At 63.7% G+C, this 26,419-nt stretch carries 26 protein-coding genes and 1 pseudogene; 13 read left to right on the top strand and 14 right to left on the bottom strand.

Annotated elements, in window-relative coordinates; genetic code table 11:
- Window positions 1-2 precede the first annotated feature (2 nt).
- Window positions 3-458, bottom strand: coding sequence for a carboxymuconolactone decarboxylase family protein (locus tag NKH43_RS31765; protein ID WP_023720025.1), 456 nt, complete (start codon window positions 456-458; stop codon window positions 3-5).
- Window positions 459-577: 119 nt separating this feature from the next.
- A complete protein-coding gene (locus NKH43_RS31760; protein ID WP_352861503.1) occupies window positions 578-1,021 on the bottom strand; it encodes an SRPBCC family protein in 444 nt (147 codons plus the stop codon).
- A 226-nt stretch (window positions 1,022-1,247) separates the two neighbouring features.
- On the opposite strand from NKH43_RS31760, the gene NKH43_RS31755 reads away from it, so the two are divergent.
- Both NKH43_RS31755 and NKH43_RS31750 read left to right on the top strand, forming a co-directional pair.
- On the top strand, window positions 1,248-2,012 hold the full coding sequence (locus NKH43_RS31755; protein WP_352861501.1) for a copper homeostasis protein CutC: 765 nt from the start codon (window positions 1,248-1,250) through the stop codon (window positions 2,010-2,012).
- A 23-nt stretch (window positions 2,013-2,035) separates the two neighbouring features.
- Window positions 2,036-2,533, top strand: coding sequence for a GNAT family N-acetyltransferase (locus NKH43_RS31750; protein WP_352861499.1), 498 nt, complete (start codon window positions 2,036-2,038; stop codon window positions 2,531-2,533).
- Between the two features lie 19 nt (window positions 2,534-2,552).
- On the opposite strand, the gene NKH43_RS31745 is transcribed toward NKH43_RS31750, so the two are convergent.
- On the bottom strand, window positions 2,553-3,575 hold the full coding sequence (locus NKH43_RS31745) for an acyltransferase family protein (RefSeq protein ID WP_352861498.1): 1,023 nt from the start codon (window positions 3,573-3,575) through the stop codon (window positions 2,553-2,555).
- 282 nt (window positions 3,576-3,857) lie between these two features.
- Between NKH43_RS31745 and NKH43_RS31740 the strand changes: the two genes are divergently transcribed.
- The 4 genes from NKH43_RS31740 to NKH43_RS31725 all read left to right on the top strand — a co-directional run bounded on the left by NKH43_RS31740 (window position 3,858) and on the right by NKH43_RS31725 (window position 7,503).
- On the top strand, window positions 3,858-4,844 hold the full coding sequence (locus NKH43_RS31740; protein ID WP_352861496.1) for a methyltransferase: 987 nt from the start codon (window positions 3,858-3,860) through the stop codon (window positions 4,842-4,844).
- Window positions 4,845-5,037: 193 nt separating this feature from the next.
- Complete coding sequence (locus NKH43_RS31735; RefSeq protein ID WP_352861494.1) at window positions 5,038-5,748, top strand: fumarylacetoacetate hydrolase family protein; 711 nt, start codon at window positions 5,038-5,040, stop codon at window positions 5,746-5,748.
- A 4-nt stretch (window positions 5,749-5,752) separates the two neighbouring features.
- Window positions 5,753-6,403, top strand: a complete 651-nt coding sequence (gene maiA / locus NKH43_RS31730; RefSeq protein WP_352861492.1) for a maleylacetoacetate isomerase — start codon at window positions 5,753-5,755, stop codon at window positions 6,401-6,403.
- A 35-nt stretch (window positions 6,404-6,438) separates the two neighbouring features.
- Window positions 6,439-7,503, top strand: a complete 1,065-nt coding sequence (locus NKH43_RS31725; RefSeq protein WP_352861490.1) for a zinc-dependent alcohol dehydrogenase family protein — start codon at window positions 6,439-6,441, stop codon at window positions 7,501-7,503.
- Here the strand turns inward: NKH43_RS31725 and NKH43_RS31720 are convergent.
- On the bottom strand, window positions 7,500-8,393 hold the full coding sequence (locus tag NKH43_RS31720; RefSeq protein ID WP_352861532.1) for a LysR family transcriptional regulator: 894 nt from the start codon (window positions 8,391-8,393) through the stop codon (window positions 7,500-7,502). The genes NKH43_RS31725 and NKH43_RS31720 overlap by 4 nt on opposite strands.
- 192 nt (window positions 8,394-8,585) lie before the next feature.
- Here NKH43_RS31720 and NKH43_RS31715 point away from each other — a divergent pair, with 192 nt between their 5' ends.
- On the top strand, window positions 8,586-10,016 hold the full coding sequence (locus tag NKH43_RS31715) for an MFS transporter (protein WP_352861530.1): 1,431 nt from the start codon (window positions 8,586-8,588) through the stop codon (window positions 10,014-10,016).
- On the opposite strand, the gene NKH43_RS31710 is transcribed toward NKH43_RS31715, so the two are convergent.
- Both NKH43_RS31710 and NKH43_RS31705 read right to left on the bottom strand, forming a co-directional pair.
- A complete protein-coding gene (locus NKH43_RS31710) occupies window positions 9,985-10,842 on the bottom strand; it encodes an alpha/beta fold hydrolase (RefSeq protein ID WP_352861488.1) in 858 nt (285 codons plus the stop codon). The genes NKH43_RS31715 and NKH43_RS31710 overlap by 32 nt on opposite strands.
- 181 nt (window positions 10,843-11,023) lie before the next feature.
- Complete coding sequence (locus tag NKH43_RS31705; RefSeq protein ID WP_352861486.1) at window positions 11,024-11,932, bottom strand: DMT family transporter; 909 nt, start codon at window positions 11,930-11,932, stop codon at window positions 11,024-11,026.
- Between the two features lie 104 nt (window positions 11,933-12,036).
- Between NKH43_RS31705 and NKH43_RS31700 the strand changes: the two genes are divergently transcribed.
- Entirely contained in the window at window positions 12,037-13,440 is a 1,404-nt protein-coding gene (locus tag NKH43_RS31700; RefSeq protein ID WP_352861484.1) for an aminotransferase-like domain-containing protein, read from the top strand.
- Window positions 13,441-13,742: 302 nt separating this feature from the next.
- Window positions 13,743-14,726, top strand: a pseudogene (locus tag NKH43_RS31695) (IS630 family transposase).
- Window positions 14,727-14,732: 6 nt separating this feature from the next.
- Here the strand turns inward: NKH43_RS31695 and NKH43_RS31690 are convergent.
- From NKH43_RS31690 to NKH43_RS31680, 3 genes are all read right to left on the bottom strand, one after another.
- Window positions 14,733-15,227: a MaoC family dehydratase gene (locus NKH43_RS31690; protein WP_352861483.1), complete on the bottom strand. Its 495-nt coding sequence runs from the start codon at window positions 15,225-15,227 to the stop codon at window positions 14,733-14,735.
- Between the two features lie 138 nt (window positions 15,228-15,365).
- The gene (locus NKH43_RS31685) at window positions 15,366-15,794 is read right to left on the bottom strand and encodes a phasin family protein (RefSeq protein WP_023720012.1); all 429 of its coding nucleotides are present in this window, start codon (window positions 15,792-15,794) and stop codon (window positions 15,366-15,368) included.
- An 84-nt stretch (window positions 15,795-15,878) separates the two neighbouring features.
- Window positions 15,879-17,183, bottom strand: a complete 1,305-nt coding sequence (locus NKH43_RS31680) for a DUF445 domain-containing protein (RefSeq protein ID WP_352861482.1) — start codon at window positions 17,181-17,183, stop codon at window positions 15,879-15,881.
- 191 nt (window positions 17,184-17,374) lie between these two features.
- Between NKH43_RS31680 and rirA the strand changes: the two genes are divergently transcribed.
- Window positions 17,375-17,836 carry an iron-responsive transcriptional regulator RirA gene (gene rirA, locus NKH43_RS31675; RefSeq protein WP_023720010.1) on the top strand — a complete coding sequence of 154 codons (462 nt, stop codon included), beginning with the start codon at window positions 17,375-17,377 and terminating at the stop codon, window positions 17,834-17,836.
- 13 nt (window positions 17,837-17,849) lie between these two features.
- Here rirA and NKH43_RS31670 read toward each other — a convergent pair whose 3' ends face one another.
- The 5 genes from NKH43_RS31670 to hemP all read right to left on the bottom strand — a co-directional run bounded on the left by NKH43_RS31670 (window position 17,850) and on the right by hemP (window position 22,093).
- Window positions 17,850-18,638, bottom strand: a complete 789-nt coding sequence (locus NKH43_RS31670; RefSeq protein ID WP_352861481.1) for a heme ABC transporter ATP-binding protein — start codon at window positions 18,636-18,638, stop codon at window positions 17,850-17,852.
- Window positions 18,639-18,793: 155 nt separating this feature from the next.
- Entirely contained in the window at window positions 18,794-19,897 is a 1,104-nt protein-coding gene (locus tag NKH43_RS31665; protein WP_352861480.1) for a FecCD family ABC transporter permease, read from the bottom strand.
- Window positions 19,898-19,902: 5 nt separating this feature from the next.
- The gene (locus tag NKH43_RS31660; protein ID WP_352861528.1) at window positions 19,903-20,805 is read right to left on the bottom strand and encodes a heme/hemin ABC transporter substrate-binding protein; all 903 of its coding nucleotides are present in this window, start codon (window positions 20,803-20,805) and stop codon (window positions 19,903-19,905) included.
- 10 nt (window positions 20,806-20,815) lie between these two features.
- A complete protein-coding gene (locus NKH43_RS31655; protein WP_352861478.1) occupies window positions 20,816-21,877 on the bottom strand; it encodes a hemin-degrading factor in 1,062 nt (353 codons plus the stop codon).
- A 9-nt stretch (window positions 21,878-21,886) separates the two neighbouring features.
- Window positions 21,887-22,093, bottom strand: coding sequence for a hemin uptake protein HemP (gene hemP / locus NKH43_RS31650; RefSeq protein ID WP_023720005.1), 207 nt, complete (start codon window positions 22,091-22,093; stop codon window positions 21,887-21,889).
- Between the two features lie 201 nt (window positions 22,094-22,294).
- Here hemP and NKH43_RS31645 point away from each other — a divergent pair, with 201 nt between their 5' ends.
- Genes NKH43_RS31645 through NKH43_RS31635 form a run of 3 tightly spaced genes read left to right on the top strand, consistent with a single transcriptional unit; the run spans window position 22,295 to window position 26,279 of the window.
- A complete protein-coding gene (locus NKH43_RS31645) occupies window positions 22,295-24,508 on the top strand; it encodes a TonB-dependent hemoglobin/transferrin/lactoferrin family receptor (protein WP_502906526.1) in 2,214 nt (737 codons plus the stop codon).
- 2 nt (window positions 24,509-24,510) lie between these two features.
- Window positions 24,511-24,945 (top strand): hypothetical protein, encoded by a 435-nt coding sequence (locus NKH43_RS31640; RefSeq protein WP_352861474.1) that lies wholly within the window; start codon window positions 24,511-24,513, stop codon window positions 24,943-24,945.
- 47 nt (window positions 24,946-24,992) lie between these two features.
- The gene (locus tag NKH43_RS31635; protein WP_352861472.1) at window positions 24,993-26,279 is read left to right on the top strand and encodes a TonB family protein; all 1,287 of its coding nucleotides are present in this window, start codon (window positions 24,993-24,995) and stop codon (window positions 26,277-26,279) included.
- Window positions 26,280-26,419 lie beyond the last annotated feature (140 nt).

The raw sequence follows: 26,419 nt of genomic DNA, 5'->3' as shown, positions 1-26,419 counted from the left end.
GTTCAGCCCCAGGCGCCGACCATCTGTCTGGTGGTTGCGTTGAGACGGTTGAATGCATTGATCAGGGCAATCTGGACGACCAGTGCGGCAAGCGCCTTTTCGTCATAGTGCCGGGCGGCTTCATCCCAGACCGCATCCGGCACCGGATCCGGCCGGTCGGCCAACCGGGTTGCCGCCTCGGTCAGCGCCAGCGCGGCGCGCTCGGCGTCGGTGAAGTAAGGTGTTTCCCGCCAGGCCGACACGGTGAAGACGCGCTCGTCCTTTTCACCGGCCTTCTTCAATTCGCGTGCATGCATATCGATACAGACACTGCATCCGTTGATCTGGCTGGCGCGCAAATGGACGAGCTTGCGCGTCACATAGGACAGATCGGCCGTTTCCGTCGACTTGTCCAGCGCGAGCAGCGCCTGCAGAGCGCCAGGAATGAGCATCACCGGGTTTTTCAATCGTGCCTGCATAGTGGTCTCCTTCGGGCGTGTTTTCTCAAGCCCGGACGACGAACATCCGGGGTCTCGATATTTCTTGGTTCTGTCAGTTCGCCGGCCGCCGCGTTGCGGCAGGGCGAGCGCCGGGATCTTCAGCTTTGCGAGGCAGTCACCCGCTCAAGCCGCTCGAGAATGCGCGGCCAACCGCTTCCCATGCCGATGTAGCCGCGCTCGTCCTCGGACCGGAACCCGGAATGCTCCATGCGCACCCGCGTCGCTTTACCTTCGGGCGTCAACGACCATGTCACCACGGTCTTCAGACCGCTGTCGGATTCGGTGCCGTCGCCCCAGCTGTAGGCGAGCAGGCGTGGCGGCTCGATCTTCAGCACCTCGCAGTTCGTCACGCCGGACCAGCCAGGCACCGGCGTCGCGCGAAAGGTAAAGCGATGGCCTTGCTCAGGCGCAAAGTCGTTCTCCATCAGCCATTCGGCAACCAGATGCGGCACGGTCAGTGCGCGCCATATCTTTTCAGCCGCATGCGGGATCAGACGCTCGACGACAATGGATTTGGTTTCGATTGTGGTTGCTTCAGTCATGACTTCGGACCCGTTGTTTGCGGTTTGGCTGGGCTATTCAACAACGCGCTCTCCATGAGAACCAATAACCTATCAGCTATGAGTTACGTATAACGCTTAAGTTATGAATGTGTCAAGCGGCGGAATGGCAGGCGCGCCCGCAAGCACATTGAGCCCACAGTTCCGGCTTTCATCGCACCATGCCCGATGCTACCGCTGGCCAGCTGAAATCATCAACGGATCGCCCATGACCGAGACCGAACGCCCTCGCCTGCCGCTGATCGAGATCTGCGGCGAAGGCATAGACGGCCTGCTGGCCGCGCAAGCCGCAGGCGCCGACCGTGTCGAGCTCTGTGCCAGCCTGATCGAGGGCGGTATCACGCCGAGCTTCGGCACCGTGCGCACGGCGCTTGAATTAGCGACGATCCCGTTCTACGTCATCGTGCGACCGCGCGGCGGCGATTTTCTCTATAGCGAAGCCGAATATCGTTCGATGCTCGCCGATGTCCGTGCGCTTGCCGAGCTTGGCGTCGCCGGTGTCGTTATCGGCTGTCTCGCTGCCGACGGCACGATCGATGAGCAGCGCATGAGCGAACTGGCGCAGGCAGCGGGGAGCTTGAACGTCACCTGCCACCGCGCCTTCGACATGACCCGCGACCCGACAGAGGCGCTGGAGGCGCTGATCCGCTGCAAAGTCGGCCGCGTGCTGACCAGCGGCCAGCGCGACACGGCGCTGGAGGGCGCGGACCTGCTCGCCGATCTGGTCAGGCAGGCTGGCGACCGCATCATCATCCTCGGCTGCGGCGGGCTTGACCCGCAGAACATTGCCGAGGTGCGGAGGGAAACCGGGGTGAGCGAAATGCACTTCGCCGCGCTCAAGGACGTGCCGAGTGCCATGCGTTACCGCAACCCGAAAGTCGGTATGGGCGGCACCGACCTCGACCGTGAATACCGCAACACCGTGACCGACGAGGTGCTGGTGGCGGCGACCATCGCCGCTGCCCGGGCATGATCCTGGAAGACAGAAGAAAGAAAATGATTGAAACGCGATTGCCGATCGAGCTGGTTTTGCCGCGGGATGAGCCCGCAATCCTCGCGCTCAACAACGAGCACGCTGCGGAATTATCATGGCTCGAACCTGAGCGCCTTTCCTTCCTGCTCGGCGAAGCGTTTTACGCGCGCCGTATCGGTGCACTCGAAGCCTTCATCATGACCTTCGACCAGGACGCAAGCTACGACAGCCCGAATTTCCTGTGGTTTTGCGAGCGCTATCCGCGCTTCGTCTATGTCGATCGCGTCGTGGTCGGCGCCAATGCGCGCGGCCGGGGCCATGCCCGCCGGCTGTATGAAGATCTGTTCGACCACGCGATGCGCGCCGGCCAGGCCATCGTCACTTGCGAGGTCAATGCCGAGCCACCCAACCCGGCTTCGGACGCCTTCCACGCGGCACTCGGCTTTATGGAAGTGGGCGATGCGGTAATCCACGGCGGCAGGAAAGCGGTGCGGTATTATCTAAGACGGATCGCCGGCTGAACGGCGGGCACTGTTCGCCCTACCAATTGCGGTTCAGCCAGGAGCGAGCTGGCTTTTCGATGATGTAGTAGCTGCACAGCGCGCAAGCGAACGCCGCCGCCAGCATCAGCCACGGCGAACTGCCTTGTATGTCGACGAATTGATAAAAGGGCTGCTGCCAAAGATAGAGCGAATACGACCACAGCCCCAGCATCGTCATCGGCCGGGTGGATAGAAACCCCGTTAGATACCGGCTGCTGAAATCGAGCGAATTGACGGCGAGCGCCAACAGCGGCACCGCGACCAGATAGTGGATCGGGGTTGGCACGGCAGCCATGAACACTAGAACCGCCACGACAGCGGCCCCCAGGGCGACATGCGGGCCCTTGAGCAGCGCCGGCAGCCTATCGTCGGTCTTGAGCAGGCATATCACCGCTGACAGCAGGATCGAGGCGATGTGCACATCGGTGCGCCAATAGCTGCCCTCGTAGCCTATTCCGAGCACCCAGTAGGAGATGGCGCCGTTAGCCATGGCCAGCACCGACAATGCGCCGAGCAGGACGATGACCCGGGACCGCCCCGAGACGACGACGCTGATCAGCGCCAGGATGATATAGGCGTGCTCTTCGACGCAGAGCGACCAGATATGGTCGAGCGCTCCGGCGCGGGTGACGAGAATTCCGGCGTAGTTGTAAGTGAAGGTCAGCGCCGTCAGCGCCGCCTTCCACTTGAAGGCGATGAATGTGCCGGACAAGGCGATCATCGCGGCGACGACGAAGATGAGCAGTGCCGGGAAGATGCGGGAGAACCGGCGCTTGAAGAATTTCTTCAGCGGATAGTGTTCGACAAACAGGATCTCAGCCATCAGCCGGCCGCTGAGCACGAAGAAGAATTCAACGCCCAGGACGCCGAGATTGATGCCGGGAACGGGAAAGAAATGGCCGATCAGCACCAGTGCGATCGACAGGCCGCGCCAGCCGTCGAGATAGGCAAGCCTCGCTCTTGACGCTGTGTCGGCGACAGGCCTGGACACGACAAGGCGCGTCGCGGAGATGTCCGTCATGCCGGTCCCTTCGTTGCACCTGCGAAAGGCGGGCTGGAGGCCGCATTCCTCCAGCTATATTGCAGCGCACCAGAACTTTGTGCAAGTGCGAGATAACGACACGCCCGAAGTGCAGGACGGACAGAAAGGGGCCGTCAAGGCCCCTTCCCCAAACCGACGGTCTTTGGTCTCAGGCGTTGGCGGCAGCCACCGCGCGTTTGGACATGCCGAACGGAAGTGCCACATATGCGGTGTAACCGGCAAGTTGAGCTCAAAGTCGGTGGATCGCGGAAGGGATGTGACATGGTGGATTCTGATCGGATCGACAACCTGATCGCGGCGGTGCCCCCCGCCCTGGCGCTTCGCGCCGGGCTGGACCTCGGCATCTTCACCCGGCTCGGTGGCAGCGCGGTGACTGCTGACAGCCTTGGGGCCGCGCTCAAAGTCGAGCCCGATCGTCTATCGCGGCTCCTCTACGCGCTCGCCAGCATCGGTCTCCTCGAAGTCAAGGATGGTCAATTTCGCAATGGAGCCGAAGCGTCGGCCTTCCTCGACGCGTCCAAACCGACCTACCGCGGCGGCGATCATGCGCTCCTGCGCGAGCTCTGGGGAGCCGACCTGCTGACCGCAGAGTCGCTGCGACAGAACCGGCCGGCGGCGCTGCACGACTTTTCCGAAGCGGGGCCCGAGGCCGCGGCGGCCTTCAGCCGCATGCTCGCACCGGGCGGGGTGATTTTCGGCCGACATCTGGCCCGGGAGATGGACCTCTCGGCGATCGGTTCGGTGATCGACATCGGCGGGGGCTCCGGGACCATTCTCGTCGGACTTCGCGAGCAGCGGCCGCAGATTGCGGCGACGCTGATGGAACTCCCAACGGTCGCAGCGGTCGCGCCAGATATCCTGTCAGAATACGGTGCCGACGACGTGGTTGTCGAAGAGGGGGACATAACTGTCGCACCATCGATCGGTCGGCATGATCTGGCGATCCTGAAGGCCGTCGTCCAGGTCCTTCCGCCGGACCAGGCGCGCCTTTCGATCCTGAACGCGGCGCGTTGCCTCACACCCGGAGGCGAGATCGCAATTGCGGGGTGGGGTGTCGTCGATGACGACCGCCTCGGCCCGCCTGAGGGTGTCTTTCTGAATCTCACCTTCTTGAACCTCTATCGCCACGGCGAATCGTACACTGAAGGTCAGTATCGCGCGTGGATGACCGAGGCTGGATTCCGGGATATCTCCAGGTCGCGCCTGACGGACGGCTGCACGTTGTTTCGTGCGCGCCTCACGGGCTGATCGTGGCTGAGTGGTTGGTTTCGGACGCAAGGCTCTCCGAGCCCGCCCGTCAGGGCACGGACGAGGACACGAGCGACTAAATTCAGGCCGCGCCGCGCGGCGGGGCGTAGCTCTTCTGAAATGCAATGCCTTGCCCGGTGATCCAAATCGGCCGAATGTGCCGGCGACAGATTCACTGAAGCAGAGACAGTGCATGACAGACTTCGCCCTCCCCCTGCCCGCAACCCCGTCGGTGGCCGTCGCCGGCTCGCCGCAGCGTTTTGCGGTGCGTCGCATCTTCTGCGTCGGCCGCAACTACGCCGCCCATGCCCGCGAGCTCGGCAATGATGAGCGCGACCCGCCCTTCTTCTTCACCAAGCCAGGCGACGCAGTGGTCGATGCGGTGGTCGGTTCGGGCACGATCATCCCCTACCCGCCGCTGACCCAAAACCTGCATCACGAAATCGAGCTAGTCGTCGCGATCGGCGGAGCCGGCTTCCGCATCCGGCGCGAGCGGGCGCTGAACCATGTCTGGGGCTACGGCGTCGGTGTCGACCTGACCCGCCGCGACCTTCAGGACGAGGCGAAGAAGGCGGCACGACCGTGGGACTGGTCGAAAGCCTTCGACCGTTCGGCGCCCTGCGGCCCGCTGGTTCCGGCACAAACATCCGGCCATCCCGAAAAGGGCCGTATCTGGCTCGCCGTCAACGGCAAGATCAGGCAGGACGGCGACCTTGCCGAACTGATCTGGCCGGTTCCCGACATCGTCTCGATTTGCAGCGAGGCGGTAGAGCTTAAACCCGGCGACCTGATCTTCACCGGAACGCCGGCTGGCGTCGGCGCCGTTGGGCCGGGCGAAAAGATCACCGGCGGCGTCGACGGCATCGGCGAAATCGAACTGACCATCGGCCAGCCGGACCCATGATCTGATGAGCGACATCGTCCTTCACAACTACTACCGCTCCTCGACGTCTTACCGGGTGCGGATCGCGCTGGAGATGAAGGGCCTGACCTACGACTACGTGCCGCATCATTTGCGGCACGGCGAGCATCGGGAGCCCGCCTACCTCGCGGTCAATCCGCAAGGGCTGGTGCCGGCGCTGGTCCTGGGCGACGGCACGCTGCTGACGCAGTCGCTGGCGATCATCGAATTTCTCGACGAGACCACGCCAGAGCCGCCGCTGCTGCCCAAGGATGCACCGGGCCGGGCTCGCGTCAGGATGCTGGCGCAGATGATCGCCTGCGACATCCATCCGGTGAACAATCTGCGCGTGCTGACCTCGTTGCGGACGCTGTTCGGCGCCGGCGACCAGGATGTCGCCAACTGGTTCCGGCATTGGGTGAACGAAGGTTTCCAGCCGCTTGAAAAGATTCTGGCTTCCGCGCCCGAGACAAAGACCTTCTGCCATGGCGACACGCCGGGATTGGCCGACATCTGCCTCGTCGCACAGGTCACCAGCAATGCCCGTTTCGGCGTCGACATGACGCCCTACCCGACGATCTCGCGCATCCACGCCGCCTGCATGGCGCTGCCGGCGTTCTGGAAGGCGGCGCCGGAGAACCAGATCGATGCCGAGTAAACCGCAAAATTGCATGAAGTCATGAGGAACTGCCGATGAAAGCCGTCGTCTTCGAAAAATTCGGCGAGGCGCCGACGATCCAGACGGTGCCGGATCCGACGCCTTCGCCGGAAGGCGTCGTCATCAAGGTCGAGGCGACTGGCCTCTGCCGCAGCGACTGGCATGGCTGGATGGGCCACGACGACGGTATCCGCCTGCCGCATGTGCCGGGCCACGAACTGGCGGGCGTCGTGGTCTCCACAGGCAGCCAGGTGAGCCGCTGGAAGGCCGGCGAGCGCGTCACCGTGCCGTTCGCCGTCGGCTGCGGCCGCTGCTTCGAATGCACCTCGGGCAACCACCAGGTCTGCGAGCACCAGTTCCAGCCCGGCTTCAGTGCCTGGGGGTCGTTCGCCGAATATGTCGCCATCGACCATGCCGACACCAATCTCGTGCGCTTGCCCGACGAGATGGAATTCGCCACCGCCGCCAGCCTCGGCTGCCGCTTCGTCACCTCGTTCCGCGCCATCGTTGACCAGGGCCGGGTGACGCCCGGCGAATGGGTGGCCGTGCATGGCTGCGGCGGCGTCGGCCTGTCGGCGATCATGATCGCCAGCGCCATGGGCGCCAATGTCGTCGCCATCGACCTCACCGACGAGAAGCTGGAGTTCGCCAAAACGATCGGCGCGGTGGCGACGATCAACGCGGCAAAGACGCCGAACGTGGTCAAGGCGGTCAAGCAGATCACCAATGGCGGCGCCCATATGTCGATGGACGCGCTCGGCCATCCGACGACGTCGTTCAACTCGATCGCGAACCTGCGCCGGCGCGGCCGCCATGTGCAGGTCGGCCTGATGCTCGGCGAGCATGCCAGGCCGCAGATACCGATGGACAAGGTGATCGCCTTCGAGCTCGAGATCCGCGGCAGCCACGGCATGCAGGCCTTTCGCTACCAGGCGATGATGGAGATGATCCGCACCGGCAAGCTTAAGCCCGAACTGCTGGTCGGCAAGAAGATCAGCCTCGAGGAGGCGCCGGCCGCATTGATGGCGATGGGCGGCTTCGAAGGCATCGGCATCGGCGTGGTGACCCGATTCCAGATCAGCGACCCGAGTCTGGATTAGCGGAGAAAGGCGCAGACCTCCCGCACGCAGGCGCGTAACCAGCGTTGCGCCGGATCGGCATCGAGCCGCGGATGCCAGAGCATCGAGATCGTGACCTCGGCAACATCGACCAGCAACGGAAAGCTGAACATGCCCGTGCGCGCGCCTAGCGTGTGCCGCTCGGGGACGCTGGCGATCAAATCGGAGGCGCGCGCCATGGCGAGCGTGGCCGAGAAGCTGGAAACCATGCACACAATCGTCCGCTGGAGACCCAGCAGTTTCAAGGCCTCATCGATCGGGCCTTTTTCGCGGCCACGCCGCGAAACGCTGATGTGGCGGCCGGCCGCATAGCGTTCCGGCGTCACTGGACCCTCGCTCAGCTCATGGCCCGTTCGCACCGCACCGATGAAGCGGTCGCGAAACAGCGCCTGAATGCGCATTTCGGGGCTCGTTTCACCGGCAACCCCGATTTCGAGATCAATCCCTGCGTCGCGCAGCGACATGTCGTTCTTGTCGGATTTCGGCGCAAAACGCAGCCGCACGCCAGGCGCATCCGCTTCGATACGGGCGACGAGACGCGGCGCGAACTCCTCGACGAAGCTTTCATTGGCGCGCAGCGTAAAAACCCTGTCGAGACCTGAGAGGTCGAGGAGGATGGCCGGGCGCAGGAGCGCTTCAGCTTCCTGCACGACGCGGCCTACCTGCTGCTGCAATTCCTGCGCGCGCGGTGTCGCAACCAGGCCACGACCGGCCCGGACCAGCAATGGATCGCCTGTCGCTTGGCGCAGCCGCGCCAGCGTCCGGCTCATCGCCGACGGACTGAGGTGCAGCCGCGCGGCAGCACGGGCGACGCTGCCTTCACTCAGCAGCACATCGAGGGCGACAAGCAGATTGAGATCGGGTGACGGCATGGAAGGACCATAGCACAGCTCAGCGGTGATGTGGCGTTTCATGCACGAATAAGATGCAAATGCTGCGCCTTTCGCCACATCAAGCAAGGGAATAGCTTCCGACAGCTCCGGTTTTGGGGCTTGCCGGCAGAGGAGTTCACCGTGGCATCGACCGCTGAAAAGAGCTGGGCTGAAAAGGCCTGGGCTGAAAAGATCGGGGCTGAAAAGATCGGGAATGAAACGGCCCCGGTGAGCGTCCGCTCGGCCCGATGGGCGTTGGCCAGCCTGTCGCTTTCAACGCTGCTGTCGTCGCTCGCCACCAGCATCGCCAGCGTCGGGCTGCCATCGCTGATGCAGGCATTCGGCGCATCGTTCCAGCTCGTGCAATGGGTCGTTCTTGCCTATCTGCTCGCCATCACCACCTTGATCGTCAGCGCCGGGCGACTCGCCGATATATTCGGCCGCCGCCCGCTATTGCTCGGCGGCATTGGCCTGTTCACCTTCGCATCGGTGCTTTGCGGGCTCGCGCCGACGCTCTGGCTGCTGATTGCCGCAAGGGCGGCACAGGGGCTCGGCGCGGCCGTCATGATGGCTCTGACGCTGGCCTTTATCGCCGACACGGTTCCCCGGGAAAAAACCGGCAGCGCCATGGGCCTGCTCGGCGCCATGTCCGCGATCGGCACCACGCTTGGCCCCTCGCTTGGCGGACTGCTGATCGCCGGCCTCGGCTGGCGAGCGATCTTCCTCATCAATCTGCCGTTGGGGGCGCTGGCCTTCGCGCTCGCCTCTCGCGTCCTGCCGGCTGGAAAAAAGTCAGCGGAACGAGATCGGCGCGATTTCGACGGCATCGGCACGGCCTTGCTCGCGCTGACGCTAGCCGCCTATGCGCTCGCCATGACCCTTGGGCGCGGCAGTTTTGGTTCTCTCAATGTCGGCTTGCTGGTTGCCGCCGCCGTGGGTGGCCTGCTGTTCGTCATTGCGCAGACAAGGGTCGAGAACCCTTTGATCCAGCCTGCCAGGTTCCGCGACCAGGCGTTGAACGCAAGCCTCGCCATGAGCCTGGTCGTCACCACCGTGATGATGGCGACGCTGGTGGTCGCGCCATTCTATCTGTCGCGCGCGCTTGGGCTGGACGCAGCCATGGTCGGGCTGGTTCTGTCGGCCGGGCCTCTGGTTACCGCGTTGGCGGCGCTGCCGGCCGGGCGTCTGGTTGATCGTTTCGGAGCGAACCGGATGATGATCCTCGGCCTGCTCGATCTCGCTATTGGTACCTTTGCTCTGTCGCAGGCAGAATTCGGCATTGCCGGCTATGTCGTGCCGATCATCATCGTCTGCACCGGCTACAGCCTGTTTCAGACCGCCAACAATTCGGCCGTGATGACCGGCGTCGCATCCGACCAGCGCGGCGTGGTCTCCGGCCTGCTCAATCTGTCGCGCAATCTCGGCCTGATCACCGGTGCGTCGGTGATGGGCGCGGTGTTTGCCTTCGCATCGGCCGGCGGAAGCGAAGGCACCGGTCGGCAGGTATTGGCATCTGCGGCAGCCGCACTCGGCATGCAGGTCACTTTCCAGGTCGCGACGGCCCTGATAGTGGCGGCGCTGATCCTTGCGGTTATCTCGACCCGCCGCGGCCAACACGCTTAGCTGAGGCGCCAGCGACAAACTCCAGCATCAGTTCAGCAACCCTGAGCGCATGCGTCTCCAGAAGGAAATGGCCTGCGTCGAAGACGTGAGCCTCCATCCGGGGAAGATCCATAAGCCACGACTGAACTTCTGCAATTTCGAAGAAGGCATCGTGGCGACCCCAAAGAAGCATCGCTCGGGGTTGACGCTTCGCCAGATAACCAGCCACCTCCCCGAACCGGTCGACATATCGGCCGTAATCGGCAATGAGCGCCTTCTGCAGATCAAGTCGTCCCGGCAGGCACATGACCCGCCAGTCTTCAATCCAACCACCTGGATCGATCTGCGCCGCGATCTCGGCTGGTAAGCCGGCGACATACTGGTCGCGGGTTCCCTCAAGGGTCAGATGGGCGGTGGCGGCTTGCTCGTTCGCAGCATTCGGCGCAGCCCAGAAGTCCAATGTGTCTGCCCATTGGGGACCAAAGCCAGAGCGGTGGGCATTGGCATTCTGGATGATAAGGCCTTCGACGAGTTCCGGAGCGCGCATGGCGAGATGAAGCGCCACCGGGGCTCCGAAATCATGCAAATAGAGGAACCTGCGGCCAACGTTGAGACGCGAGAGCAGCTCTTCAATCGCGCTGGCCAGCATGTCGACCGACGGCTCGGGCGGCAGATCGGACGCGCCGAAGCCCGGCAGGTCAGGCGCCACGACATAGACGCTGCCGCAAAGCGGCGCGATCACGTCGCGAAACGTCCGCGAGGAGCTAGGGAAGCCGTGCAGCAGGACGAGCGCGGGCTTGGAAGCGTCACCGGCCGTCCGGACGGCCACGTCGCCGCCCGAGGACAAGCGTATCTTCTGGATCCCAGGCACCAAAATTGCCCCTTTTTCTCCACGCCGCGCAAGGCCCACTTCGCGCCTTGCGCCACGCTGGCCGATTCGGCGCCTCGGAGACGCCGTTCCGCCAGGTCGGCAGCTCTTGGTATCAACTGGACGCGATTGTATCGAGTTCAAGACTGCGCCGGCGCACCTATCTCGCATATCTCTTGGCGCCGACGACGCAAAGCACGACGGCGGCGGTGACGGCGATCATGGCGGGACTGACCTGCTCATGCAGCAGCGCTGCCGCCAGCCCAAGGCCGAAGAAAGGCTGCAGCAGTTGCAGCTGCCCGACCGCGGCGATGCCGCCTTGCGCCAGGCCGCGATACCAGAACACGAAACCGATCAGCATGCTGAACAGCGACACATACGCCAAACCTATCCACGCGCCCCTGCCGGCACTTTCGAGCGACGGCGGCATGGTGATGAACGTCAGCGCCAGCATGACCGGCAGCGACAGCACCAGCGCCCACGAGATCACCTGCCAGCCGCCGAGCTTGCGCGACAGCGCCGCTCCTTCGGCATAGCCCAATCCGCACACGATGATGGCGGCCAGCATCAAGATGTCGCCGAGCGGCGAGACCGAGAGGCCTTGCGTCACTGCAAAACCGGCAACAAGGGCGCTGCCGAGACACGAGAACAGCCAGAACGCCGGTTTCGGGCGATCACCGCCTCGAACCACGCCGAAGATCGCGGTCGCCAACGGCAACAGGCCGACGAAAATGATCGAGTGAGCCGAATTGATGTGCTTGAGCGCCAGCGCCGTCAGCAAGGGAAAGCCGACCACGACGCCAAGCGCGACGATCGCCAGCGAGAACAGATCTTGCCGCTCCGGTCGCTTCTGGCGAAAAACGAGCAGCAGCGCGAGGCCGAGAATGCCCGCCGAAGCCGCACGGGCGACCGTCACGAACACCGGATCGAAATCCATCACCGCCACGCGCGTCGCCGGAAGCGAACCGCTGAAGATCAGCACGCCTATGAACCCGTTGACCCAGCCGCCCGCCGCCCAGCTACTCGCCGCCCAACCACTCGCCGCCCAGCCACTTGCCACCTTGTCCATCGATGCCCCGCTTGTTTCGCCCTCTATCGGGCCGGGCGTATGGCTCCGCCAGAGACAATGAGGTACAGTTCGACAAAACCGTCATGGTAGGCTGAGCAGTACGGATGGACGAGCAGACGATAACAGATGAGGGCAGCCGGACGCTTGTCGAAAGCGTCATGGCGACGATCAGGCACAGGATCGCTGCGCGCAGCCTGACACCGGGAACGCGGCTGCCTTCGATCCGGGCTTTCGCCAAGGCCATGCAGGTTTCCAAGTCCACCGTGGTCGAAGCCTATGAGCGTCTAGCGGCGGAAGGCATGATCCGCTCGCGGCCAGGCTCGGGTTTCTATGCCGCCGGACAGTTGGCTCCGCTGTCGCTGGCCGAGATCGGCCCCAGGCTTGACCGTGCTGTCGACCCGCTGTGGGTCTCGCGCCAATCGCTGGAAGCCGGCGACGGTGTGCTCAAACCCGGTTGCGGCTGGTTGCCGGCGGCATGGATGCCCGAGGCCGGATTGCGCCGGGCACTGCGGACCATGGCCCGCGCCGACGATGCCGCGCTGACCGATTACGGCACGCCGCTCGGCTTGCCGGCGCTGCGCCATCTGCTGACGCGGCGCATGGCCGAGCACGGTATCGAAGCCTCCCCGGACCAGATCATGCTGACGGAATCGGGCACCCAGGCGATCGACCTGCTGTGTAGGTTTCTGCTCGAACCGGGTGACACCGTGTTGGTCGACGATCCCTGCTATTTCAACTTCCATGCCCTGTTGCGCGCCCATCGGGCCAAGGTGATCAGCGTCCCCTACACGCGCTCGGGTCCGGACATCGAGTTGTTCGCGCAAGCGCTGAACGAGCACCGGCCGCGCCTCTACATCACCAATTCCGCGCTCCACAATCCGACCGGCGCGATATTGTCGCCCGTCGTTGCCCATCGGGTGCTGAAGCTCGCCGATCAGTCGGGGCTGACCATCATCGAGGACGATATCTTCGCAGATTTTGAACATACGCCCGCGCCCCGGCTGGCGGCCTTCGACGGCCTCAGCCGGGTCATCCATATCGGAAGCTTCTCCAAGACGCTTTCGGCATCGGTGCGCTGCGGCTTCATCGCCGCTCCTCGCGACTGGATAGAAGGTTTGACCGATCTCAAGATCGCCACGTCCTTTGGCAGCGGGCGGCTTGCATCCGAACTGGTGCTGACGCTGCTGAAGGACGGCCTCTATCGCAAGCACGTCGACCTGCTGCGCGCGCGGCTCTCGCGCGCCATGGAAGAAACCAGCACCCGCCTGGGAGCGATCGGCATCATGCCATGGATAGATCAGCCGGCCGGCATGTTTTTATGGTGCAGGCTGCCGGAGGGGATAGATGCCGCGGACGTCGCCCGTCACGCTTTGTCGGCCAACGTCGTGCTTGCGCCCGGCAATGCGTTCAGCCTGTCTCGGTCGGCCAGCCGTTTCATGCGCTTCAACGTCGCCCAGTCCGGAGACGACCGGATTTTCAGGGCGCTTGAAGAGGCGATGTCGCGCTGATTTGCACCGCCGCACGCCTGTCTGAGCCCGTGTCCTCGGAGACTGTTTCGAAATTCGCTCTGGCGAGTCATATGGTGGTGGTTTCGAGAACCGGAGCGCAGCGGACATTTAGGTCCGTGAGCACCGGCCTACGCCGGCCGTAGCCTTAACTGCCACGACCGCTGATCAGTGCTTCGGCCGGCGAAGGCCGGAAGCGCAGAAAACGCCATCAGATGGCCGCCAGAGTAGAGTTTCCAAACGGTCTCTAGAGCGGTTCCTGATTTGACGGAATCGAAGGGGATTCCCGATCAGTCGGTTCTGTGATTCAAGATGCTGGCTGGAGTGGAGGCCAGCATCGGATGACGCGACCGCTTTCGGATGATCTTCGCGAACGTGTTGTAGCGGCGGTTTTGGGTGGCGAGAGCCGCCGGTCGGCCGCGAAACGGTTCGGCATTTCGGTTTCGGCGGCGGTGAAGTTGTTGCAGCGCCATCGGGCGACTGGCTCGGTTGCGCCTGGCAAGATGGGCGGACATCGCAAGAGGGTGCTGGAGCCGCACCGTGCCTTCATCGAGGCGCGGCTGCGTGAGACACCGCATCTGACGCTGCACGGTCTGAAGGATGAGTTGGCCGCACGCGGGTCAAGGTCTCGCACAACGCGGTCTGGATGTTCTTGAGGCGCGAGGGCCTGAGCTTCAAAAAAAACGCTGTTCGCCCTTGAGCAGGCGCGCGCCGATATTGCCCGCAGGCGTCAGCGATGGCGCTCTTGGCAGGCCGGCCTCGATCCGCAGCATCTGGTCTTCATCGATGAGACCTGGATCAAGACCAACATGGCTCCGCTGCGCGGTTGGGGGCCGAAGGGCAAGCGGCTGCGCGGCTTGGCCCCGCACGGCCACTGGCGCACGCTGACCTTCCTCGGCGCGCTACGCTGCGATAGGCTCGCGGCACCTTGCGTCTTCGACGGCCCGATCAACGGCCAATGCTTCCGCGCCTATGTCGAGCAACAGCTCATCACCGTGCTGAAGCCCGGCGATATCGTCATCATGGATAATCTGGGAAGCCATAAGTCGGCCGCCATCAGACAGATGATCAAGGCCGCCGGCGCCAGGCTTTGGTATTTGCCGCCCTACTCTCCCGACCTCAACCCGATCGAGCAGGCCTTTGCCAAAATCAAACACTGGATGCGCCAAGCGCAGAAGCGTACCGTCGAGGACACTTGGCGCCACATCGGCCACCTCGTTGAAACGATCGAGGCAACCGAATGCAACAACTACTTCGCAAACGCCGGCTACGCTTCCGTCAAAACGTGAAAGACTCTAGCCGGCCCGCTTGCGGCGTGCGTAAAGCATGACGAGCGTCTCGGCGGTCAGCGCCGGCCTCTGCTCGCCTTCGATCTCGACCGTATTGGAAGCCTTCATCAGATATTGCCCCGGGCCTTTGTCTTCCATCGACAACAGCGTGGTGCGCAGCCTGATTCGCGAGCCGACCCTGACTGGCGCCACGAAACGCACTTTGTCGAAGCCGTAGTTGAAGGCGGCCTGCGTGTTTTCGGGGACGATGCCCATCTCGAGCGCCAGCGCGCCGATGATCGACAGGGTCAGATAGCCATGCGCGATCGTCGTGCGAAACGGGCTTTGCCGCTTCGCCCGCTCGGGATCGACATGGATCCATTGATGATCCCCCGTGCATTCGGCAAACTGGTCGATGCGGTGCTGATCGACCAGCGTCCAGTCCGAAACGCCTAATTCCTGCCCGGCCATCGCCCTGAGTTGCTCGAAGGTCGGCGGCGTCGTGGGCCGTATCTGCGTCATTCCTGCTTTCCCGATCGCTTGCCTGTTCCGGACCACGACGGGCCGCCCCTGTCAATTCGGCAGTGCGATTCCAGCCCATAATCTTCGGCCGCGAACCGCCAGTCTTCGCCGCCGGCAAGCGTGCTGCTGGGGAACAGCTTATTTCTTGTCGTGGCCGGCGCGGATCTCCTCCATCGCCTCCTTGATGCGGCTGCGCAGGATTTCGATGGATTCGGTGCCGGACGCCCTCGCCAGTTCGGCCATCTCGCCGGCATTCTTCAGCGCGGTCTCGAAGGATCTCCTGGCGAACGCCGCCTGCTTCTGCATCATTTCCTGGGGATTGCCGGGCGCCCTGTAGTTTTGTGCCATGTCGGTGATTTCGCGCAGTGTGTCCTGTAGCATCTCGCGTTGCCTGGACAACAGCGCCGACGCTCCGGCGGCACTCGCCCTGGCCGACTTCTCCAGCGCTTCCAGGTTCTTGGCGTGGTGAGCGAGGATCGCCTCGACGTCGACATTCGGCAGCTTCAGGTCGCGGCCGAACTTGCCGAACATGTCGATAAAGGACTCGGAATCCGGTCGTTTTGCCATGCTGGTACTCTCCCCCTGTTGCAGTGAACGCCGCCACTGTACGGAAGATAGTGCAGCGAAGCTCAGCGGTCCATTCGGACGAGGTCAGCCGACGAGAAACAGCCGTTCGGCGGCGTAGAGCACGAGCCCGGCAAGGCCACCGATGATCATGCCGTTGAAGCGGATATATTGCAGGTCCTTGCCGATGTTCATCTCGATCAGCCTTGTCAGTTGCGCGAGGTCCCAGCGCTTGACCTGGTCGGCGATGAATTTGGACACGCCGCTCTTCTGGCTTTCGACGAAGGATGCCAGCGCCACGATGAACCCCTGGTTCATGTCGGCCCTGATCTGCGCGTCGTCGGCAAGATGGCGGCCGACCTCGACGAACATGGTGGCGAGATGGTCGCGGATCATCGAATTCGGCGCCTTGGCGTCCTGCTCGATGAACAGCCGCAGGCTCTCCCACATGTCGCCGGCCAGAGCGCTGAGTTCCGGCCGGGCGAGGAAATCTCGCTTCAGCTTTTCGGCGCGCCTGGCATATTGTTTGGATGTCCTCAGCCGCTCGACGAAAGTCGCGACGAAAAGGTCGAATTCGGCGCGCATTGGATGGTGCGGATCGGCGCGCACTTCATCGAGCAGCGAGCCGGCCGACGCAACGATCTTCTTCAACAGATAGGCGTCGGCGCGAAACAGGTTGAACAGCGACGGCAGTTCCTCGCGGATCTTCTCGCGCATCGTCGCCAGCGCCTGCTCGTCGCTCAAGAAGCGGCCGACCACCTTGGTGAACTCGTCGAATAGTTTCTGGTGGCGGCGATCGTCAGTCAGCGCCGACAGCAACTCGGCGGCGAGCGGCGCCAGCGGCACCTTTTCGATCTGCTCCAGCATACGGCTGGTGACGAAGCCGCGCAGTCCGGATTGCTCGACCGCCGCCAGCGTCTGCGGCACCAGCCGGCCGACAAAACGCGACAGGTCGGCGGCGCGGTTCGGGTCGGCCAGCCAGTCCGCGACCAGCGCGGAAAAATCGACTTCGGCGAGCTTTTCGCGCACCGGCTCCGGCGCCAGGAAATTGACCTCGATGAAGCGGCCGAGATTGTCGGCGATTCGGTTCTGGTTCTCCGGGATGATAGCCGTATGCGGGATCGGCAGGCCGAGTGGCCGCCGAAACAGCGCTACCACCGCATACCAGTCGGCCAGCCCGCCGATCGTCGCCGCCTCGGCGAAAGCGGCAACAAAGCCCAACCACGCATGCCGGCTCTCGAACGATTTCGCCGCCGCAAAGATCAGCACGCAAAACGCAAGTGCTGCGGTGGCAGCGAACTTGGTGCGCCTGAGCGCCGAAAGCTTGGCATCGGCGTCGGTGTCGAACCGGGCGAACGCGACGGATGCAAGAACCGGGGCTGGTCGTGACATGGTGGGCCGCTCCTGATCGATCATGCGAACTTATCTAATGTCGCTTCCCACAGAAAGCGCGCCGCTGATCCCGGTGCGCGCAATCGCGCATGCAAACTTGACGCCTGAATTCATCTATTATGCAGCGCCAGTCTGGAATTGTTCCAAACTATAGGCCATATTGACGCCAACCACTGTTATGTGAGGACACAATGCGGCTTACCCGTCAGACCAACTACGCCATGCGCATTCTGATGTATTGCGCCGCCAATACCGAACGGCTGAGCCGCATCCCCGAGATCGCCGCCGCCTATTCGGTATCGGAACTTTTCCTGTTCAAGATCCTGCAGCCACTGGTCGAAAACGGCTTGATCGAAACGGTGCGCGGCAGGAATGGCGGCGTCAGGCTCGGTCGCGCGGCCGAAACGATCAGCCTGTTCGATGTCGTGCGGGTGACGGAGGAAAGCTTTGCCATGGCCGAGTGCTTCGAGAACGACGCCGCCGAATGCCCGCTGGTCGACAGCTGCGCCTTGAATTCGGCATTGCGCGAAGCGCTCAACGCCTTCTTCGCCGTGCTGTCGCGCTACACGATCGCCGATCTGGTGGCGGCGCGCCCGAATGTGCGACACCTGCTCGGCATCGACATGCTGGTGCAACGGGCGCCGGCCGCCTGATTTTTCTGATTGCCTAAGCTGCCGATTGCGGCAAAACGAACGGCATGTTTCCTGCCGGCAACACACCGACCTTCAGCCGGCAATCGAAGACCTTTTCGATCAGCTCGTCGCTGAGTACCTGTTGCGGCGAACCTGTAGCGGCGAGCCTGCCGCGATGCATGACGAAAATCCGGTCGGCATACATCGCCGTCAAATTGAGGTCGTGCAGGATGGCGACCACGCCGCCGCCCCGTCTGGCGAAATCACGCGCGATGTCCATGATGATCAGCTGGTGTTTGATGTCGAGGCTGGACACCGGCTCGTCGAGGAACAGATAGCGCGGCTTGCCGTCGAGCACCGGCTCCCAGACCTGGCAGAGCACGCGGGCAAGCTGCACGCGCTGCTGCTCGCCGCCGGACAGCTCCTGGTAGAAGCGGCCGGCAAAACCGTCGAGGTCGACGCGCGCCAGCGCGCGTTCGGGCAGGCGCTGGTCCTCGCCGGGCAGCGCGCCGGAGCGCCCGCCGACCAGGCCCAGCCTGACGATCTCACGCACAGTGAACGGGAAGGACAGCGTCGTCGCCTGCGGCAGCACCGCGCGCACCGTCGCCGCCTCGACCGGCTTCATCGCCGATAGATTGCGGCCGTTGATGGTGACCTCTCCCGAATAGCCAAGATCGCCGGACAGTGCTCTGAGGAAGGTCGTCTTGCCCGAACCGTTGGGGCCGACAATGGCCGCGATTTCGCCCGGCCGCGCCTCGAAATCGACATTGGCGACAATGCGCTTGCCGCCGATCGCCACCGAGACATCGCGCGCTTCGATCATAAAACCCTCTTAGAGACTGTTTCGAAATTCGCTCTGGCGAGTCATATGGTGGTGGTTTCGAGAACCGGAGCGGAGCGGACATTTGGGTCCGTGAGCACCGGAAGCGCAGAAAACGCCATCAGATGGCCGCCAGAGTAGAGTTTCCAAACGGTCTCTCACAGGTCGATGACGCCGCGCTTACGCAGCAGGATCCACAGGAAGAACGGGGCACCGGCGACCGCGGTGACGATCCCAATCGGCAATTCGGCCGGGGCAACGATGGTGCGGGCAACGGCGTCGGCCAACAGCAGCAGCGCGGCGCCGAGCAGCGCCGATGCCGGCAGCAGGTAACGGTTGTCGGGGCCGATCAGCAGGCGCAGCAAATGCGGCACGACGATGCCGACAAAACCGATGCCGCCGCTGACGGCGACCGACGCGCCGACCGCTGCCGAGACGCCGACGATCGCGGTGTATTTCAGCCGCTGCACCGGAATGCCGAGATGGCCGGCCGTGGCCTCGCCAAGCGCCAGCGCGTTGAGGCCGCGCGCCAGGAACGGCATTGCCGTCAGCGCCAGCACGATGATCGGCCCGACGGAGCCGATTTTTTGCCAGGTTGCGCCGCCCAGCGAGCCGAGCTGCCAGAAGGTCAGGTCGCGCAATTGCCGGTCGTCGGCCATGAAGATCAGGATGCCGGTCAGCGCCATGGCAAGCGCCGCCAGCGCGATGCCGGCGAGCAGCATGGTGGCGACCGAGGTCCGGCCTTGCCGTGTCGCGACCTGATAGAGCAGCAATGTCGTCGCCAGCCCGCCGCAGAACGCAGCCAGCGGCAGAGCCAGCGTGCCGAGCGCCGAGGTCAGCGGCGCCAGCATGGTTGAGCCAAGCACGATGACGGCGACCGCACCGAGGCTCGATCCCGCCGAAACGCCGATCAGGCCGGGGTCGGCCAGCGGATTGCGGAACAGCCCCTGCATGACGGCACCGGAGACGGCAAGCGATGCGCCGATCAGTACGCCCAGAATGACGCGTGGCAGACGGATGTCATGGATGATCAGGTGGTCGCGGGCGCTCAATGCCGTGTCGCCGGGCAACGCGCCGAACAGCCAGTCGTGCATGACGCCGATGGCCGAGGCATCGGATGCGCCGGAGGTCAGCGACAACAGCACGGCGATAGCCAGCCCGACGCAGAGCAGCACGATGACGAGGCGGGCGCGCCGCGAACGGTCACCCTCGGCTGCCGTCGCCATGATGCCCGTCGCACCAGCGATCGAATGATCGGCCATCGCGCTCAATCCGTGACCTGGCCGCCATAGAGTGAGACGGCGAGATCGTGGATAGCGTCGGCCGTGCGCGGGCCGAAGCCGAGCAGATAGCCGCCGTCCATGCGGATCAGCTTGCGGGCGGCACCCGCCGGCGTCGAAGCCACGACAGGGTTCGAAAACAATTCGTCATCCGCGGTGGCCGGTCCGGCATTGTTCATCATCAGGATCACGTCCGGCCTGGCGGTGATGACTGCCTCGTCCGACAATTGCTTGTAGCCGGCAAAGCCGTCGATGGCGTTGATGCCGCCCGCAAGCTTGATGATGCCGTCGGCTGCGGTGTCGCTGCCGGCGGCGAGCAGCTTGCCGCCCTGCATCGACAGCACGAACAGGATGCGCTTGCGCTCCTTGATCGAGGCGGTCTGCTTTTCGGCTGCCTTCAGCTTGGCGTCGATCTGGGCTGCCAGCGCATCGGCCTTGGCCTCGACGCCGAGCGCCTTGCCGACGATGTGGATCTTTTCCAGAATGCCTTGATTATCATAGCGCTCGGGCATCTCGATGAACGGGATGCTCGATTTCTTCAGCACGTCGACGGCTTCCTTCGGTCCGCTTCCGTGCAGGGCCAATATACCCGACGGATTGACCGACAGCACACCCTCCGGCGACAGCTGGCGCATGTAGCCGACATCCGGCAGTTCCGCCGCCGCTTGCGGATAGCGGCTGGTCGAATCGCGCGCGACAAGGCGATCCTGTTCGCCGAGCGCGTAGACGATCTCGGTGATCGAGCCGCCGATGGCCACGATCCTCGAGCGGTCGGCAAAAGTCGCGATGCCTTCGGCGGCCTGAGCCGGCATCAGCACGGCGAACGCCAGGAAAACAGCGGCCGCAGGACCAAGCGCCGACCTGGAGACCAGCCTGGAGAAAAGAACCATCATCGTTTCCTCAGGCTGCGGTCGGGCTTGGGATACGCGGCAGGTTTTCGGCCAGAAAGCGCCAGTCTTCGCGCTCGCTTTCGCCCTCATGCCGCTTACCGAAGAACTGGATGATCATCTTGCCGTCGGTGCCATAGATTTCGAGCGACGTGACATGGCCGTCCTTGGTCGGCTTACGCACGGCCCAGACCTCATCGATGTGGTCGGTCCGCAGGTGCAGATGGAAGGTCTCGTCGAGCACATTGAGCCATGGTCCCATCGGCTTGATCGAGGCGACGGGGCCGGAATGGATCTGGATGCAGCCGCGATTGCCGACAAAGCACATGATCGGCATGGCGCCAGCGGCGGCGTGGTTGAACATGGCGCTCACCGCATCGTTATCGACCAGCCAGGCATAATCCTGGCCGACCAAGCGCACCGCCTGCCGGCGGCTGAGCTTCAGTGTCTTCAGCATGCCGAAGAACTGATGCACGTCGGTTAGTTGGCTCCAGCGGTCGCGCAGATCCTCGACGCTGGCCGAATTGTCCGCAGTCTCGATCTCGTCGTCAGCCGCGCCCGCTGAAATCGCCACCGTCGGTTCCTGGTTCGGAGATTCCAGCCCTGCCACCAGCTTCTGATAGGCATAGAGGTTGGATGCGGGTCTGAGATGCACCTTGTGCATCGCCTCGCCTGCGGCGTCGAAGAACTGCAGGCTGCGACGGATGTCGGCGCCGTCGCGCTTTTCCACCGCAAAGCCGTGCGCCCAGACTTTCGGGAAGATGCGCAGGTCGATGTTTTCGCCGAGCACCATGGCATTGTGATTGCCGGTGACGACCTTGTCGTAGACGCCGATCTTCTCGTGCACCGCGCTTTCGTTGCGGGTCAGCGCCATCACCTCACCGACAGCTTCGAGACCAGTCAAAAGGTCGTTGACACGCGGCTCGACCCGCACGACCCCGTCGCCGCAATGCGCGGCGACCAGTTCGGCCTCCGAAATACCGAGTTGGGCGGCGAGGTCGCGCTCGCGCATTTTCGGATTGTCTACCCGTGCCCGTCGGATCTCGTGCGGGGCGGGTTTTACGCGCTGGTCCATTTCCACCACCTACTTGTTGAGGATGAGCTTGCCCTGCCGGGTGATCTTCAGCCGATACAGCGCACCGTGATGTTCGATGCCGATCTCGTGCTCGCCCTGGAACAGCGTGTTGCTGGACAGCGTTCTCACGGCCGATTGGACCCGTTCGAAACGGACGGAATTTTCGTCGGAACGGCGGACGCGATAGCGAAAGTCGCTGGGATTGTGCGTGTTCATGGGTTCGCTCCCTGTTCTGTGCCGGGCATCTGGCTCGGCGCCTGCGTGAAATGCCGATTCAATTCTTGACTCGAATGGTCATGTTATCTAGCAGTGCAATACCGGAGTAAGTGAGTCAACATTTAAGACGCCGGACGCGATGAAAAATGCCAGCGAGCCCCAAGCCAGCCAGCATCGAACATGGATTCTTGGAGTTGCAGCATGGGGTTGGCGAATTGGGGACGGCCGGCGGGCAGCGGCCTGGCACACTGTTTTATGACAAGCAAAATGGCCGCGTTGCTGGCCGGCGCCGCGGCGATCCCGCTGCTCGCCGCACCGGCCGGCGCCCAGCAGGCTGCCCAACCGGCAGCCGACCAGCAGCAGACTGACCCGTCTCAACCGCCAGAACAGGCAAAGCCCGCCCCGGCGGGTGCCACGCTGCTCGACAAGATCCTGATCCTCAGCCGCACCGGCGAGACGGCGATCGAGTCGCTTGCTTCAGCCAGCCATGTCGACGAGGAACAGCTAGAGCGCCGCACGGCGACGACGCCCAACGACATGCTGTTCGGTGTGCCGGGTGTCGCCGTCCAGGCCGACGCAAGGCGTGTCAGCTCCAGCATCAACATCCGCGGCCTGCAGGACTTCGGCCGCGTCTCCGTCATCGTCGACGGTGCCCGCCAGAATTTCCAGCGCTCGGATCACGGCACGCAATCGACCTTCTACATCGATCCCGAATTGATCAAATCCGTCGACGTGATCCGCGGTCCGGTCGCCAATACCTACGGCTCCGGGGCGATCGGCGGCGTCGTCTTTTTCGATACCAAGGATGCTCAGGATTTCCTCAAGCCCGACGAGACCTGGGCGGCATCCGCGACCGGGCGTTACGAAACCAACGGTGAAGGCTGGACCACCAGCGCCACCGGCGCCTACCGGATAAACGAGAACTGGGACGTGCTCGGCAACATCGTCTACCGCGACTATGACGACTACAAGCATGGCGGCGGCGACACTGTAGCGGGCACTGGCTTCGACGTCTTGAGCGGCCTCCTCAAGACGACCATCCGCCCCAGCGAAAACAGCGAGCTGAAGCTCGGCTGGGTCGGCTCGAACGACGGATGGACCGAGACCAGCGGCAGCGCGCCGGTGAACGACGCCGACCTGAAGGCGAATACCTTCACGGCCCGCTACAACATCACCGACGAAGACAAGAGCTGGCTCGATCTCCACATCAACGCCTCTTACAACAAGACCAAGCTCGATCTGACGACCCTTGTGGCGCAAAACCGGTTTGATCCGGTCACCGGTCTGCCCGTGGTTTTGCCGGCGGGTTCGAAATCGACGTTCGACATCGGCACCTCCGGCATCGACATCTGGAACACGTCGAGATTCGAGACCGTTGGAATCGCGCATGAGCTGACCTATGGCGGCGACTGGGTTGGCGACGATGTCGAGACAGGCGGCACGGCGGGCGGCGACAGTTTCTACACGCCCTCGGGCGATAGAAACGTCTCCGGCGCATACGTCCAGGACAAGCTCACCTGGGACCGGCTCGAGGTCATCGCCGGGCTGCGTTACGACAGCTACAAGCTAGACAGCGATGTCGGCGAAACCTCTGGCGACCGGCTGTCGCCACGCATCACAGTGGGCATTTCGCCCTTCGAAAGCGCCAGCCTTTCCGGCCTGCAATTCTACGGCACTTACGCAGAAGGCTACCGTTCCCCTTCGCTATCGGAGACCCTGATCAGCGGCAATCATCCGGCAGGCGTCAGCTTCCCGTTCCTCCCCAATCCCAATCTCAAGCCCGAAACCGGCAAGACCGTGGAGTTTGGCGTCAACTACAGCACCAACGGCGTCATCGAGGCCGACGACGCGCTGCGGCTGAAGGCGGCCTATTTCAACAACAATGTCGACGATTACATCGACGGCGTGACGCTATCGGCGTTCGACCCGACCAGCGGCTGCCCGTTCGGTCCGGGCATCCCGATCTGCTTCCAGTATCAGAATTTCGCCAAGGCCAAGATCCACGGCTTCGAGATGGAGGGCGTCTATGACGCAGCCTGGGGCTTTGCCGGGCTTTCGGCGTCGTTCACCGATGGCCACACGATTTCCTATGAAGGCGAGCGGGCGGACCTTGTCACCGTCCCCTCCTCCCAGGTCACCGGGCAACTCGGCTTTCGCTTCCTCGAGGACAGGCTGACTGTCGGCGGCGAGGTGCAATACAACGGCAAGCCGCAGGGCAACGCGGTGGCCAAGGACTATACGCTGGTCAATGCCTTCGCCAGCTACCAGGCGACCGACAATTTCAAGGTCGATTTCCGCGCCGACAATCTGTTCGACGTCAAATACGCCAACCCACTGAACGCGTCGACCACGAGTATCGTCTACGAGCCCGGCGTCACCCTGAAGCTGGCGGCGACCATGCGGTTTGGAGGCTGACGATGAGGCAAGGCGTGACAGCATCCCTTCGTCTGTTGGCCGCGCAGGTGGCTATGTCGCTTGCGGCGGCTCCGGCATGGACACAGCAGCAAGCGCCGGCGCTGATCCTCGAGCTGAACGGCGCGCAGCCATCCGACAAGGGCTGCCGCCTAACCTTCGTGGTCACCAACAATCTCGGCGCCGGTCTTTCCAAGGCGGCGTTCGAGATCGCGTTGTTCAACGAGGCCGGCGTCGTCGACCGGCTGACCGTGCTCGATTTCAAGGAGCTGCCTGCAGGCAAGACCAAGGTGACGCGTTTCGACCTTGCCGGCACCGATTGCGGCAAGGTCAGCCGCGTGTTGATCAACAGCGCCACGGAATGCGCCGGCGCCGAGCCGAATGCCTGCATGCGCGGGCTGAAGACGCAGACCAGGACCGGCATCGCCTTCGGGGTCTGAATTTGGGACTGGAACCGGCATTCGCGCGAAACACCCTGGCGTGGCCATTGGCCGGTTTCCTGCCGCCGGAACCGGACGATCCCGATTTCGCCATCCTTCGCGGGGTGCTGCATGTTTCGCCGCGCGACAGACCGGAAGACAGTTACATCGCCGATGCCGACGGCGAATTGACTGCGGTGCCGGCGGAGCCATTGCGGCAGGCACGACAGATGCAGCGGCGCCGCAACTGGACGGTGGCGATCGCCTGCTCTTGCGCATTTCACGCAGCGGTGGCGCTGGCCTTTCTCACCCTGCCGGACGACAGGCCAAGCATCGAAGGTGCCGACCAGCAAGGCGAAATGCTGCTCGGTGCCGATCCGCAGAAGGCGGCCGGCGATGTCGGAGACGACCCGGAAGTGACCAACGTAACGATGGTGACCATGCTCGACGCCAAGCCCGTCGAAACAGTTGAGGCACAGGCAACCGCGGCAGAGGAGACGCTCCAGCCGGTCACCGATGCGGCGGAAGCTTCGGAAAAAGATGTGGTCGAACCGGTCAGCGAGGCCGCCACGGAAACTGCTCCTCTTGCCGATCGCACCGAGCCCGCGCCTGCGCGACCGGTCCAGCCGGCGCGCCAGGACCCCTCGCCCGACATCCTTGCGACCGACAGGCTGGTGCCCCCTGACGACAATGCCGTGCCGCCGCCAGTCAGCACGGTCGAAACGGCCGATCCTGCCGAGACGAGTGCTCCGGCACCAGCCGACCCGGCGCCGGCCGAAACGGTTCAGACGGTCGAGACCGTTGTCGCGGCGGAAGAACCGAAGCCGGAAAGGCCGAAGCCCAAGCAGCCGAAGAAGGCAACCGCAAAGAACAAGCCGGCCGGGAAAGCCGAACCGACCGAGCCTGAAAAGCCGGTCTCGCGCAAGAAGGCGGGCAAGGCACTTGCCAAAGCCGATTCCAAGAAGAAAAAGACCGGCTCCGGCGGCCGTGACGAAATGGATGTCGCGCGCGGCACGGCCGACGGCAGGAAGGACGGCAAGATCCTGACCGCCAGCAGGGGCGGCAAGTCCGGCATCGGCAATGCAGCCGTCACAAACTACCCCGGCAAGATCCGATCAAAGCTGGTGCGGGCCTTCAATTCGACACGCACGCGCGCCACGGGCACAGCCACGGTTGCCTTTACCGTCGGTTCGAACGGCAGCGTCCGGTCGGCCAGGCTGACGGGCAGTTCAGGTGTTGCCGCGCTGGACAAGGCCGCTCTCGACGCGGTCCGCCGGGCTTCTCCGTTTCCCCCGATTCCAGACGGAGCCGGTCGCTCGGCCTGGCAGTTCGAGGTGCCGCTCGGTATCAGGTAACGACCGTCCCCACGCAGAGTCGGCGCCGCCCTGCCCGCGATGAGCGAGCCCTGGCGAAGTTGTGTGCGTCAAGTTCTGCAAAAATGGCGTGGCAGTAGCTGTGACGTCGGCGTGTCCGCCGCGCAGCCCCCGTGTTTAGC

Origin of the sequence: Mesorhizobium sp. M1163 (genome assembly GCF_040318415.1) — a bacterium.
GTDB lineage: Bacteria > Pseudomonadota > Alphaproteobacteria > Rhizobiales > Rhizobiaceae > Mesorhizobium.
This window is presented reverse-complemented; position numbering and strand designations above follow the sequence as displayed.